Source organism: Leptospira idonii (assembly GCF_004770995.1).
Taxonomy (GTDB): Bacteria; Spirochaetota; Leptospiria; order Leptospirales; family Leptospiraceae; genus Leptospira_A; species Leptospira_A idonii.
On record NZ_RQHW01000023.1, the window covers coordinates 1 to 12,975 of the forward strand.

General features: G+C 41.6%; 12 protein-coding genes. 5 read left to right on the forward strand and 7 right to left on the reverse strand.

Going from position 1 to position 12,975, the window contains the following annotated elements; all coding sequences use genetic code 11:
• Nucleotides 1–53: 53 nt before the first annotated feature.
• Nucleotides 54–518, reverse strand: a complete 465-nt coding sequence (locus tag EHS15_RS06490; protein ID WP_135759748.1) for a DUF1564 family protein — start codon at nt 516–518, stop codon at nt 54–56.
• Between the two features lie 160 nt (nt 519–678).
• Here EHS15_RS06490 and fliG point away from each other — a divergent pair, with 160 nt between their 5' ends.
• A complete protein-coding gene (gene fliG / locus EHS15_RS06495; protein WP_135759749.1) occupies nt 679–1,692 on the forward strand; it encodes a flagellar motor switch protein FliG in 1,014 nt (337 codons plus the stop codon).
• 173 nt (nt 1,693–1,865) lie between these two features.
• Here the strand turns inward: fliG and EHS15_RS06500 are convergent, their stop codons facing one another.
• The gene (locus EHS15_RS06500; protein WP_135759750.1) at nt 1,866–2,360 is read right to left on the reverse strand and encodes a helix-turn-helix domain-containing protein; all 495 of its coding nucleotides are present in this window, start codon (nt 2,358–2,360) and stop codon (nt 1,866–1,868) included.
• 341 nt (nt 2,361–2,701) lie between these two features.
• On the opposite strand from EHS15_RS06500, the gene EHS15_RS06505 reads away from it, so the two are divergent.
• Nucleotides 2,702–3,658, forward strand: coding sequence for a glycerophosphodiester phosphodiesterase (locus tag EHS15_RS06505; RefSeq protein ID WP_135759751.1), 957 nt, complete (start codon nt 2,702–2,704; stop codon nt 3,656–3,658).
• A 28-nt stretch (nt 3,659–3,686) separates the two neighbouring features.
• Here EHS15_RS06505 and EHS15_RS06510 read toward each other — a convergent pair whose 3' ends face one another.
• The 4 genes from EHS15_RS06510 to EHS15_RS06525 are packed head-to-tail and all read right to left on the reverse strand — an operon-like array spanning nt 3,687 to nt 8,484.
• Nucleotides 3,687–4,049 (reverse strand): TRL-like family protein, encoded by a 363-nt coding sequence (locus EHS15_RS06510; protein WP_167884172.1) that lies wholly within the window; start codon nt 4,047–4,049, stop codon nt 3,687–3,689.
• Between the two features lie 4 nt (nt 4,050–4,053).
• Nucleotides 4,054–4,371 (reverse strand): TRL-like family protein, encoded by a 318-nt coding sequence (locus EHS15_RS06515; RefSeq protein WP_135759753.1) that lies wholly within the window; start codon nt 4,369–4,371, stop codon nt 4,054–4,056.
• Nucleotides 4,371–7,052 (reverse strand): aminopeptidase N, encoded by a 2,682-nt coding sequence (gene pepN, locus EHS15_RS06520; RefSeq protein WP_246051920.1) that lies wholly within the window; start codon nt 7,050–7,052, stop codon nt 4,371–4,373. Before pepN ends, EHS15_RS06515 begins: the two co-directional genes overlap by 1 nt.
• 13 nt (nt 7,053–7,065) lie before the next feature.
• The gene (locus EHS15_RS06525; protein ID WP_135759798.1) at nt 7,066–8,484 is read right to left on the reverse strand and encodes a peptidoglycan recognition protein family protein; all 1,419 of its coding nucleotides are present in this window, start codon (nt 8,482–8,484) and stop codon (nt 7,066–7,068) included.
• On the opposite strand from EHS15_RS06525, the gene EHS15_RS06530 reads away from it, so the two are divergent.
• The 3 genes from EHS15_RS06530 to EHS15_RS06540 are packed head-to-tail and all read left to right on the forward strand — an operon-like array spanning nt 8,435 to nt 12,299.
• Nucleotides 8,435–8,932 carry a hypothetical protein gene (locus EHS15_RS06530; protein ID WP_425460630.1) on the forward strand — a complete coding sequence of 166 codons (498 nt, stop codon included), beginning with the start codon at nt 8,435–8,437 and terminating at the stop codon, nt 8,930–8,932. The two genes, EHS15_RS06525 and EHS15_RS06530, sit on opposite strands and share 50 nt — an antisense overlap.
• Before the next feature lie 14 nt (nt 8,933–8,946).
• Nucleotides 8,947–10,554, forward strand: a complete 1,608-nt coding sequence (locus EHS15_RS06535; protein ID WP_135759755.1) for a GMC family oxidoreductase N-terminal domain-containing protein — start codon at nt 8,947–8,949, stop codon at nt 10,552–10,554.
• Between the two features lie 53 nt (nt 10,555–10,607).
• Nucleotides 10,608–12,299 (forward strand): tetratricopeptide repeat protein, encoded by a 1,692-nt coding sequence (locus tag EHS15_RS06540; protein WP_342775504.1) that lies wholly within the window; start codon nt 10,608–10,610, stop codon nt 12,297–12,299.
• On the opposite strand, the gene EHS15_RS06545 is transcribed toward EHS15_RS06540, so the two are convergent.
• Nucleotides 12,256–12,975 carry a type I 3-dehydroquinate dehydratase gene (locus EHS15_RS06545; protein ID WP_135759757.1) on the reverse strand — a complete coding sequence of 240 codons (720 nt, stop codon included), beginning with the start codon at nt 12,973–12,975 and terminating at the stop codon, nt 12,256–12,258. The two genes, EHS15_RS06540 and EHS15_RS06545, sit on opposite strands and share 44 nt — an antisense overlap.

Consider the following 12,975-nt stretch of genomic DNA (forward strand, 5'->3'; position numbering starts at 1 on the left):
AAAATCATTTTCCCAATTAGAAGAGGTCTGACCACTGCTTCTTTACGAAACTGTCAGGTGAATACTATACTAGCACAGATAGATCTAACAAATCCAACCTCACGTAACACAGGGCCCCATCCAATCAGATCCAGTTCAAGTAATCTGGCAAAAAGAAAGCATCTGGAGACCCCCAAGTATTCAGCTAGTAAATCCAATTCGATTAAATCTTTTTCTTGGATCCTTGTTCCGATCCGTTTTAGATCCAAATTTTGTTCTTGGTAGCGGCGGCCGATTTTTGATCTTCCCCAGGAAGCGTCGCTCAAGATCATTTCGAAATATTTGGCTAAAAGGCCTCTGACAACGGAATGAAACGGACGTTTCGCTAAGAGGGAGCGTAGGTGGGGCAAAAGATCTTGAGGTACAAGAAACATCACTGCATGTTTTCTGTAATTAAAAGAGGCGACTCGGGATCTCTTTGTTCGGATTGAATTGGAATATGCAGGGTTTTGGAATCGTTGGAATTGAGATCGGCCCATATCTCCAATAGGTTCCTTTCTTCCCTTTTTGTCCTGGGTCCGAGGCGATTATTTTCTTTCCATCCCTGCTTTCTTTCCGGATTTTCCTCCCAAGGAAATCTTATTGTTTTTTTCGCAACTCGCCGATAAATTTAGTAACTAGGATTTCGGACAGAATTTCATGCTCAATAAGAAGCCGTCTCTCACAGGTCGCCAAAAGGCTGCCATATTTCTTGTTGCCGTTGGTAACGAAGTAGCGTCCGAAATCTTCAAACATTTACGGGAAGATGAGATCGAGCAAATCACCTTTGAAATCGCCCGTCTGGATAAAATCACCCCGGAAGACAAAGAGAAGGTTTTAGTAGAGTTCAACGAACTCATGATGGCGCAGGAGTTCATCACCAATGGTGGTATCGACTTTGCCCGTGGCCTTTTGGAAAAAGCTTTAGGAAACCAGAAAGCGATCGATATCATCAATCGACTCACTTCTTCCTTACAAGTAAGGCCGTTCGATTTTATCAGAAGGACAGACCCGGCGCACCTTCTCAACTTTATCCAGGGGGAGCACCCTCAGACCATCGCCTTAATTTTATCTTACTTAGATCCTCAAAAAGCATCGAACATTCTATCGAACCTTCCTCACCAGATCCAAGCGGAAGTGGCCAAAAGGATCGCAACCATGGACCGGGTTTCTCCGGACGTCCTTCGCGAGGTAGAAAGGGTATTAGAGCGTAAACTCTCTACTCTTGCCAGTGAAGATTATACTTCTGCCGGGGGTATCGATTCCGTGGTGGAAATTCTCAACCTTGTGGACAGGGGAACGGAAAAAACGATCATCGAAGCTCTCGAAGAGGAAGATCCGGAACTTGCCGAAGAGATCAAAAAACGTATGTTCGTATTCGAAGATATCGTTCTACTTGACGACCGTGCGATCCAAAAGGTCATGCGTGAAGTAGATAACACTGATTTGGCGAAAGCCCTTAAATCTGTGGATTCGGAAGTTCAGGATAAAATCTTTAAGAACATGTCCAAACGTGCCGCCAACCTTTTACGGGAAGATATGGACTTTATGGGTCCTGTCCGATTGAAAGACGTGGAAGATGCTCAGCAAAAGATCGTAAACATCATACGTAAACTGGAAGAAGCCGGTGAAATCGTTGTGGCTCGTGCCGGTGAAGACGAACTTGTTGTTTAATTAACTTTTTTAATTAGTTTAAATTGTTAAATTAGCTTAATTAAAGTTAAGCGTCGGCCCAGATTGTGGGTTTCGCCAAAAGAGAGGGATTTCCCGCCCCGGATCGAAGGAGCGCCCTCGTCGACTGAGAGCCGGAAAGGCGGCCGGCTCTGCTACTTTATCCGGTCGATTTTTTATTCCAGTTCGTTTCTTCTGCTAAACTTACCCCACTTAGGTGGAAATTCTTTGATCGCATCTTTGACATCCATTTCTTTGCGTTCCAGTTTTTGGTTTAAGGTGATGAGTTTGTGCAGATTGCCGATGGAAAAGGAAAGTTCTGTCACGTCGTAATCATCTAATCTTAGTTTTGCATTTCTACAGAACAATTTTAGTTCGGAGAGGATCAGAGTGACTCTTGCGTTTGCGTATCTGGCTACGATTTCTTCGAAATCTTCCTCATTATAAAATTCTTTTTCTATATCAAAATCAAATTCCATTTTAACCAACTCGATGAGAGAGACTCCAAGTTCCCTTGCCACAGGTACCACATATTCGAATTTAGTGCGAACCCAATCTTCGGATTCTAAATTCTCAATGGCAGTTCGAGGCAAGGAGAGTTTTTCCGCAAGGTCTACTCGGGAAAAGCTTCTTCGTTCTCTTGCAATTCTAAATGGATTGATTTTTTCCATGCACTCTAATTCCGAACTATGAATTTGGCGTTATATGATAATCAGGAAACAAAAAAAGTAAAATTAACGTTAAAAACGGTCAAACTCGATCCCTCGGAACGTTATGGGCGTTCGAAGAGAAAGATGTTCTTTTTGCGTTCATTGACCGATCCATTTAGAAAAAAACTTAGGTTTAGATCATGCTAAAACTTTCCTTTTTTGGAAGTTAGCTGCGTGAGGGAGGCCTAACTCTTGTGCAGCTAGCTTTTTTTTTATATTTCTAGTATTAGTACGATTTAAAAAATTCTTTTCACTCTTTCGTTTTCTCTTTATCTTATTCTCAATCTTAAGACGGAGAAAATATGAAATTTCGATTTCTTTTTCATGTTATAAATTTTCTTTCTACATTAGTACTTCTCACAAATTGTGCTTCTGCTGCTTTTCAAAACCAACCGCTTCGCTCCGAACTGGATCTTCAAGGGCACAGAGGAGCTCGCGGTTTGAAACCGGAAAACACTTGGCCTGCTTTTGAAGAAGCTATCAAATTTAAGATGATCACTCTTGAATTGGATACGGTTCTGACGAAAGATAAAAAAATTGTGATCCATCATGATTCGGAGACGAATCCTGTGATTTGCCAAAATCAGGACGGATCTCCCATTCAAAAGAAATCTCTCTACGAACTGACATTAGTCGAGTTACAGACATTAGATTGTGGATCTAAAAAAAATCCTTCTTTTCCCGATCAGGTTCCTGTTCCAGGAACGAAACTCATTTCCATCGAAGAATTTTTTCAAAAAGTAACGGAAGTGGAAAAGAAAACCAAACAAAGTTTTTTGTTTAATATTGAGACTAAATTCCCGGACGACAATTCCGCTTCGGATGCCTTAGTGGAAGAACATACGAATCTTTTAGTGGCCGCCGTAGAGAAAGCGAAGGCAGCAGAAAGAACCACAATTCAATCTTTTGATTTGAGAACTTTGCCTTTCGTGCAAAAGAAGAATCCTAAAATCAGAACCAGTGCTTTGTTCGCTCCTACTTATTTTCAGGGATTTTTAATGACGATCGGTTTCGGGAACGGATATAGATCCGAAATATTAGAAAAAACAAAATCCCTGAAAGCGAATATCATTTCACCTTACTTTCTTTATGTGACTCCTAAGTTCGTGAACAAAGCTCACGAGGATAAAATTGAAGTGATTCCTTGGACTGTGAACAATGAAAAGGAAATGAAACGACTTGTGGAGTGCGGAGTGGACGGAATCATTTCCGACTATCCGAATCTACTGCAAACCGTCGCTGGAAAATCGAAGCCTTAAAAACGATTCAATGATTAAAAATTGAAAATCAATTTCCGGTCACTACCGTACACAAATAAGAATAAACGAGAAAAACGTTGAATGCTTGTTTGTCTACGGTTCTGATGTTTTGGATCGATCCGTTTTTGGCGGCCGTTTCGACGCTGGCATCTCCCCTTGTATAAAAAAATCCGATTCTTTCCACACAGGCCCTTCCTCGTTTCGAAATGGTAGTCACTTCCTGGTTTTCGGAAACCCCGATTTGATACGAGCTGTATAAGATCCCGCTCGGGCCTAGGCCTTGCGGGGTTCCTAAATTCAGACAATCTACAAATACGAAACAGAAACAAAGAAACAGACATCGAACCAGTAAGATTCGAGAAAAATAAAAAGGTCGTTGAACCAATTTCATCTTCTTACTTTCCTCCCGCTTCCACACATAACTTTGCATATATGCCTAAGATGGATTGGGTTTCCCAGTTCACTTCGTAAACGGTTTCGATCGATCCGTTCTTTTTGGCTTTTTCGATGGATCCGTCTCCGAAGGCAATAAGACCTAGTATGGAATGAACACAAGCAATTCCGAACTTAGAGCTAGGCTCACCTGTCCCGAAGACTCCCAGTTTCGCTTGTGTGAAAAAAATCCCTTTCGGGCCGACTCCGGGAGAAGCACATCCCCCGGCGAGGAACAAAGATAAGATGGATAATATGAAAATCGAAAAAGTAGTTCGCATTACGGGGATGTAGAGGGAAGAAATTTCTCCTTATGTTTTTTTCGGATCACCAAACATCTTGTTTCCGAATCGATAGACTTCATCAATGTCTTTCGAATGGCCGCAGGAAGTTTCGGATGATTGACATGGAATTTTTTCAGAATCATTTTTGTTTCTTCCGTGCAGAAGTTCGGAACTAATATTTTGGCAAAACCATCTATGTAGTTTTCGTCATCGAAAGATCCGAACTGATCCAATGCCGAAAAGTAGGATTCCAAATGAGGAAGCTGCAGATCCTTTTGATAAACGGGGAATAGATAGTATGCCACAGTTCGAAGGGTCGAACTGGAATAGTCTGTCTTTTTCGGATTTAACAGAAGGTTCATCCACTTCTCTTTGGATTTCGGATCTGGAAAACCGGCTTCAATCGCATAACTTGAGTTGAGTCCTCTTGCGGAAGGATCTACCTTCTTCTCTTTGGCGACCGCCGCATCGATTTCTTCCCTATTCGCATTCAAGGATGCCAGTTTCGTAAGAATCGACCATTTTAGATCTTGGGCTATCTTCAAGCCTGGAATTGAAATCTTTCCATAATAGATGTCCCAAAGTTTTTGCTGAGAGTCCGCATGAAAGGAGGATTCCAAATAGGAATAGAACCAGTATCTTTGTTCGTCAGATCCTTGTTTTGCGGCATTCAATCCGTTCCATAAAAACTCACTGAGTTTGGAAAGATCCGAATTTCTTTGAGGAGCAGGATACCAGAATCGGGAATAGAAAAAGGAATGTTCTCTGTTGGAAGAGAGTTTGGATAAAACCCATTTTTTGATTTTGATGTTTTCTTCTTTAGGAAGAACTTCCGCACTTAGATAATAAAAATCTTCAAAGGTTGCTTTTCCCAACAGGATTTGATTGTAGAAAGAGGTCCAAAGGATGAGCTTTCTAAAGGAATCTTTGTCTTTTGTAAGAATGAATTTTAGATCTTCCAATTGGAATTGATCCCACTTCCATACTACAAAATCGTGATCCTCGTCGTTCACCAAAATAAAGTTAGGACATGTTTTGACTTTATTGACACTCGCAGTCGCTCTTCCTCCGTAAACAGTGGAGAAAGATTCATAAGCCAATCGTTTTTGTTCCTCCGGATTGTCGGAAGCTGCGTATTCGATGGAATAGACACCGATGCTGATTTTATGATCTCTGAGTTTATTGGAAGGACCAGGAGCACTTTGAACGATTTTCCAAATCAAGTCTTGGTCCTTACAGATGTTCATGAATTCGATTTCATTGGTTCCTTTCGTTTCGAGCCAATCCTTCGACCATTTTTTCAAAGGAAATCCGCTGGCAAATTCCAACTCTCTTAGAAAGTCCGCTAAACTGGAGTTAGAGTAGGAATATTTTTGAAGATAGTTGTGAACTCCTCTTTGAAAGGCTTCCTCTCCTATGAAAAATACCAATTGTTTGATGACGGAGGCCCCTTTTCCGTAAGTGATCCCGTCGAATTGTGTGAATGCTTCCTCTGTGTTTGCGACTTTGGCTTCTACAGGATGGTTCGTGGAATAAGAATCCTCATCGTAGGCCCATTGTTTCATCTTCTCGAAGAAAGATTCCCAAGTTTCCTTAAATTCGGAGTTTTTAGCTTGGGCAAGGCTGGCCATATAGGTCGCAAAACTTTCATTCAACCATAAACCGTTCCACCATTTCATAGTCACCAGATCTCCGAACCACATATGCGCCATCTCGTGAAGGATCACATCGGAAAGATTTTCTCTTTCGGCGCGAGTGGAGGTAGTTCTATGTACGAAACGTTCTGAAAAAGTGACTGCTCCCACGTTTTCCATCGCGCCGAAATTAAATTCAGGAACGATGACTTGATCGTATTTTTCGAAAGGATAAGGGATTCCGAAGTAGGATTCGAAGAATGTGAATCCTTCCTTTGTGAAGTTGAACCAATCCTTAGGATCGACGTATTTCGCAAGGGACTTTCTGACATATAATTTCAAAGGGATTTGATCGTGTTTATCTTCCCAGAATTGATACGGCCCTGCGTGAAGAGAGAATACGTAAGTGGAAAACTTTTTCGTTTGAGGGAAAGTGTGGATCGAGTTTTCGTTCGATGCGGCGGGAGAAATATTTTCCTGAAGGTTCGATGAGATGACTTTCCAAGACTTAGGCGCTTCGACTGTCAATTGATAGGTGGCCTTTAGATCCGGCTGGTCGAAACAAGGAAACATCTTGTTGGCGTGAAAGGCTTCGAACTGGGAATAGATATAAATTTCCTTATCGTCCGGATCCGTGAATTTATGAAGACCGTTCCCTGTTCTGGAATAAGGAGTTTCAAAACGAATTTGAACCAGGTTTTTTCCAATAGAGACAAAGTTTCCGGGAATTAGAATAAAACCGTCTTTAGGTTTTGTTTTTTCCGTAAGATCTTCGTTGTTGAGAAGTAAAGAATTCACTTTTCCGGAGAAGTAATCGATGCGGACGTCTTTGTTGTCATTGGATTCGAATCGAATCTCTACCGTTCCTGAGAAATGATCTTCTTTGGTAAGTAGAACGTTCAATTTGTAATGAACATCCGAAATCAAACCGGATCTCGCTTCCGCCTCGGATTGGGTTAGGTGGTATCCTTCCGGCTTTTCCTTACAAAAAGTAAAAACAAAACTGAGAAGGAGGAGAAATAGGATGGATTTGAATTTCATCATGCAGAAGAGTTCCTTACGGTTGAAAATTTCGAAACAAAATCGCCCAATCGATTCCTTTGCGATTTTTCCAGTTTGGCTCGGGATAATATTTACCACCAATAGATTTTAATACCAGTTCCATGTATTCTTCTCCCGGATCGAAATCTTTCGCATTGAGAAAGATGGAACCTCCCCATTTTTTTTTGGCTTGGGTGTGGCTGAAAATTCCTGAAAAGGATGCGATGTCTTCATTGTTCAAAGGGACTTTGTATTTGGAAGAAAGTTCCAGAACGATCGATTTTACTTTTTCCAATTGAACCGTTTGCGCTAAAAGTTCCGCAGTGTCTCTGGCAATGATTTCGATCTGAATGCAATTGTCGTTTGTTCCTGTTGCTGCCGCAGCTCTATCTTCTAAAACGTCCACTAGCTGATACACTTTACCGTCTTTATCTATCATAAGAGTGGCGGTCAGATTTCGATTTTCCAATGTTTTTAAGGATTGGAAATAATCGGGGATTGCAGTGTAATGAAGGACAATGCAAGTGGGATTGATTTTTCCTCTATGAGTGTATTTCACTCTATAGGCTTCCGGTGGAAAACCTAACTCGTCTTTTTCGATAGAGGGAAGAACTGTTTTGGAAGCTTTTGTGATTCCTCTTCCGTTCGTAGGATGAAAAGATTCCTGAAGTTTTTGTTTGCTTTCCTTTTTTAAGACCCAGCCGGATTCGAAACGATCGTGCCATAAGTCTTCTTCGAAAAACTCCCCTTTGATTTTGTTCAGAATGGCCGCCATCGCTTTCTCTCCTCCGCAGGAGGAAAAATCGGCGAAACCGCCAAATCTTCGTTTGGTTTGATTGTGAGAGAAAATCCCTTTTTTGGAAATGACATCCTTATTCGTTTTGGGAATTTCCAATTCGGTCGCAAGTAGATTTACGATAGAAGAAAGTTTCTCCAATTGGTTCGTTTGTGAGGATAAGGATTCTTGGGTTCCTTCGTAGGCGATATGAATGCTTTCCTTGTCGATCCCAGGCGCGGCTTGGAATTCTTTGAATAGAAATTTGGGATCGGCATAGACAGTACCTGATTTATCGACCAGGATATGGATCATAAAACCGTTCTCTGCGGAAAGTTTGAGATATTCTGCGGGGGCTTTTTTGTCCGTGGAATGCAGAACGATGGCACTCACTTCTTTGGGTTGTCTGGAACTGAAGTCTACCGATTCCCAAGTGAGTCCTTTGGTTTGGATGTTTGTAATAGGTACTACATTGGGAAGAGCGAGTTCTCCCAATGGTTTTCTGATTCTAAAATCAAAGCCGCATCCGACAAAACTGAGGAAAAAGAATGAAAATTTTCCCAGATTATGCCATAATGTACGCCTAAACAGAGAACTTAGGATCAAAGAATTGGAACCGTTTACACTTTCCCGAAATCGATTTTTAAAATTTACTCTCAAATGTTTTGCCTTAACCGCAGTTTCCTTAAAGGGAGTCAATTGTGGACCGGGAGTCGTGACTCCTCCTCTGCGGGGAATATCCACAGAAGAGTATCATAATTTCCGCGCTTTGCAAGAAGTCTTCTTGCAGGATTGTCCTATACCCGAGTTTGATTTAGGGCTAGCTTTGGACAATTATGTTTACGGCCATCCGTATCCGATTGAAACAGAAAGCGTTATACAATTGTTAGCTAGTGTTCCTTCCTCCGTACTTGCGGCTCTTGCTTTGGATTTTTCTTTTACTCCTTTGGCGAAACTCTCCCCGGAGGAAAGAATCAATCGTTTGCTTTCCTGGAAAACATCTTCTTTGGGAATCAAAAGAGGCGTTTATTCCATCCTTCGACAAATTTCATTTTTTCTGCTCAGTTCGGACAAACAGTACCAGAAATTTGTCGGCTATCTAACATAAGGCGGTCATCCTACATGAGCATTCCTCAATATAACGATAAAATCATCACACCTAAAAAACATGCGAAAGCTATCGAAGAATATAAAATCAAAGACGGAGAATGGAATCTCACTGCGGATGCCGTCGTAATCGGCTCCGGCGCCGGTGGCGCCGTCGCCGCCAGCGAACTTGCCAGACAAGGTTGGAAAGTGGTCCTAATCGAAGAGGGAAGTTATTTCACTCCCGCACAATTCAACTCCGATGAATTTCTTTCCCAAGCTAGATTGTACAGGGATGCAGGTTTTATCGTTTCGGAAGAACAAACGATTTCCATTTTGCAAGGAAGATCGGTCGGAGGTTCCACCACAATCAATTGGCAAACTTCTCTGTATCCTCCCGACTATGTGACCGACGAATGGGACAAACGATTCGGCTGGAAGGGATTTTCCAGAGAAGAGATGGATCCTTACGTGTCGGAAGTCCACGAACGATTGGGAGTTCACGAAGTGCCGGATAACTTAGTGAATGCGAATAATAACGTCCTCCGAAAGGGAGGGAAAAAGATAGGACTGAATCCTCAAGTTCTCAAAAACAACAACAGAGGATGCATCGGACTCGGACGCTGCGGATTGGGTTGTCCGATTAACGCAAAACAATCGGCCTTTCTTACTTGGATTCCTGATGCCATCGAACACGGTGCCATCGTAGTATCCAATATGAAAGCTGTGAAAATCAAAGACGGTAAAATGAAAACCGTCATCGCAGAATTTACACCGGATGCATACGAAAAGGCCCCTGCGACTGTGATCGAATCTATGGAAATTTCCGCTCCTGTTGTGATTGTCAGTGCGGGAGCCATCGAAGGCCCGGCTCTTTTGCAAAGAAGCGGTTTAGGCAATGATTGGGTAGGGCGTAATTTGAAAGTGCATCCTACATCCACCATCTTCGGAAAATTTCCGGAAGAGATCAAAATGTTCCAAGGTCCTCCTCAATCCATCGTGATCAAAGACGGACACAATCAGAACGGAACCGGATACGGTTATTGGTTGGAAGCAGCACCTTATCGACCCACTCTTGCTTCTTCTCTTGTGCCGTTTTACGGGAAAACACAGTTCGATGTCATGAAAGATTTCACAAAGTACAATGCAGGAATCGTTCTTGTGAGAGATGGAGCGGATGGAGAAGCGAATGCAAGTGTCTCTTGGAGTTTAGGAAGAAGAAAGGTTTATTTCGAACTAACACCTACGGACGGTTTGAATCTATTGAGAGGTTTAAAGACTTTAGCGGAAGTTACTGTTGCGGCAGGAGCTACTGAATTGATCTTTCCTTTCACAAGATTCAAAGAACCGATGAAAGTGGATGCAAACACCAATTTTGATTGGATTTTGAAGGAAAGTTTTCGCCCGGGAGACGTAAGTGTAGGATCCGCTCACCCACATGGTTCCATTCAATCCGCAAAAGATGAGAGTTTAGGTGCGGTTGACTTAAATTTGGAACTGTTTGGACACAAAAATATCTTTGTTATGGATGCTTCCGTATATCCTACGGGACTTTCCGTGAATCCTCAGATCACAACAATGAGTGTTGTATTGAGAGCTTCTCGTAATCTTGCGAAACAAAGGCAAGAAAGAACAAAGATCTAACTTTTTTAAAAATTCCCCTTTCAATCCCACGGGTTTCTACTATTCTGGAACTTGTGGGAAAATTTATTTCCTTAATTATAATTCTACTTTCCTTCGCACTGAGCTTATCCGCAGGAGAAGATGCGGTATTAAAAGAAGCAAAAAAAGCATTCTCTAAGAAAGCGTACCAAGAAGCGATTAAGAAGTTCACAAAGTACTCGGAGTCACACCCTTCCGACGGTGTTTCTTTTATGTACATGGGTTATATCTACGAATATAAAAAAGATTATCCCAAATCCATTCAAAACTTTCGTAAGGCCGCCGAACTCAATTTAGATAAAGACCAAAGAAAAACGGTTCTTTTGAAGCTCGCACTTTTTTTTAACTACCACCAAGACTGGAATTTAGCAGCAGCGTATTCTTCCCGTTATCTGAAATACGATTCTAAAAACGAAGAAATGCAAAAAATTTACAATCGAGCTGTGGGAAACCGAGGAAATCCCGGTGCGAACACCGCTCATATCCAGCCTTTAAAACCCGCTGAACCGAAACATAACGAAGAGAAGACGGTTCACCACAACAAACCGGATCAGGATAAAAAAGACAACGGAAAACAAAACCTGTCCTCACAAGAAGACGGTTCCGATTCCATCAAACCCAGCTCCGATTATGAAAAGAAAGTGGCTGCTAACCCTACCAATGACGACCTTCGTTGGGAATATGCTTTGGCTCTTTTCGAAGAGAAAAAATTCGATCTAGCGGAAGAGAACATAAAAATACTCATCGAAAGAAATCCCACTCGGACTCGTTACCACTATAAGATGGGAATCGTTAAACTTCGTAAAGACGATCCAAAGGCAGCGATCGAATCTTTCGAGAAGGCGAGAAAAAACCCTCTTTCCAAAGATACAAACGTATTCTTTTATTATGTATATCTAAATGAGGGACTTGCTTACCAAAAATTGAACCAGTTGGACCAAGCGGAAGCTTCCTTCAAGGCCGCTCATAAACAGCTCGCAAAAGACACTCCTCTTTTGGCATTGGCTCGTTTGAAACACCAAAAATCTTCTTGGGAAGAATGTGTGCAAAATGCGGAAGGAGCGGTGGCAATTGCGGGACAAGTAGAATCCCACATGTTTCGATTCATTTGTTTGGCGGAGTCCGGAAAAACGGGAACCAAACTCGATTCCAGTTTTGAAAAATATTTTCAATTTTTAGAATCCAATTTTCAATCCCCTACCAAGGCTCCTGATAAATACAAAATCGGCTTCTTAAGATTGGCTCGTCATTTGACTGCGTTAGGAAAAGAAAACACTGCTGAAAAATATTTCGCATCTTTGGAGAACGATACGGATGTGAACGGAACCAGAGAATATCTATTCTACCGAGGAAAAAATTTATTCTATCTGAATAAATTCGATACGGCGATCCCTCTTTTGCAAAAAGTTCCAAATTCTTCTGCCGCCTATTATTTGTTAGCAAGAGCATTCGCGAAAAAGGGAGATTTGAATTCCACAAAGTCGAACTTAAAATCCGCAGGGCAGATGAAAGACGAATATTGGACTATGGCTTCCAAAGAAGAAGACTTTAAGGAATTTTTAAAGGATTCTAAATTCGTAGACTTTATCAATAAAAAAGGAGTCGAGACGAACACTGAAGTTCCTTCTCAGACTCCCTCTTCTTCCGTTAAAACGGCTCCGCCTGTGGCGAACGGAACAGGAACTACTCCTCTTCCTTCGACTCCTTCCCCGCAGAAGAACCCTTAAATAAATCGGATCTTAATTTTCTAAAGGTATCGATGGAAATCTGTCCCGGTGCCTTTGGCTCGCCTAAGGTCATATAGGTGTAGGAGGAGTTGAAATAATCTCCGAACACACGAGATAAAATTCCAGTTTCCCCCATACAAATTCCGATCATCGTATTCGTTTTGGATAAGGTTTTGATATCGTTCATAAAATCGGCAGTCTCTTCGATGTCTTCCGGAGTGATTGCGAATTTATAGATAGGGTTTTTCTTTTTGACCGGTTTGGAGTTTTGAATGAACTCTCTCATCTCTTTTGCGTAAATCGATTTTTTGAAGGAATGATAAGAATAGATGATTCTAAAATTCAACTGTTCGTAGTTTTTGAAGATGGTATCTTCCCTGTTAAGCTCGATGTCCAGATAGTTTGAGTTATCGTTGAAGTCTTTTAGAATCCCTTCCACATCTTCCGGGAAAAGTTTCACATACGATTTTACACTGCTGTCTTCGGCTCTTCTGTATGTGAAAAGCGCAGGCAGACCCAAGGATTTGATTTTCTTTTTCATCTCCTTTTGGATGTAGTTTCTGGAAAACAGATCCAGTCTGATTTCCAAAACATCTATGTCTTTCGTATCTTTCTTTTGCAGATGACGGATATCGTCTTCGCCTAATGTGGCGATGATTTTATATGAATCGGGCAT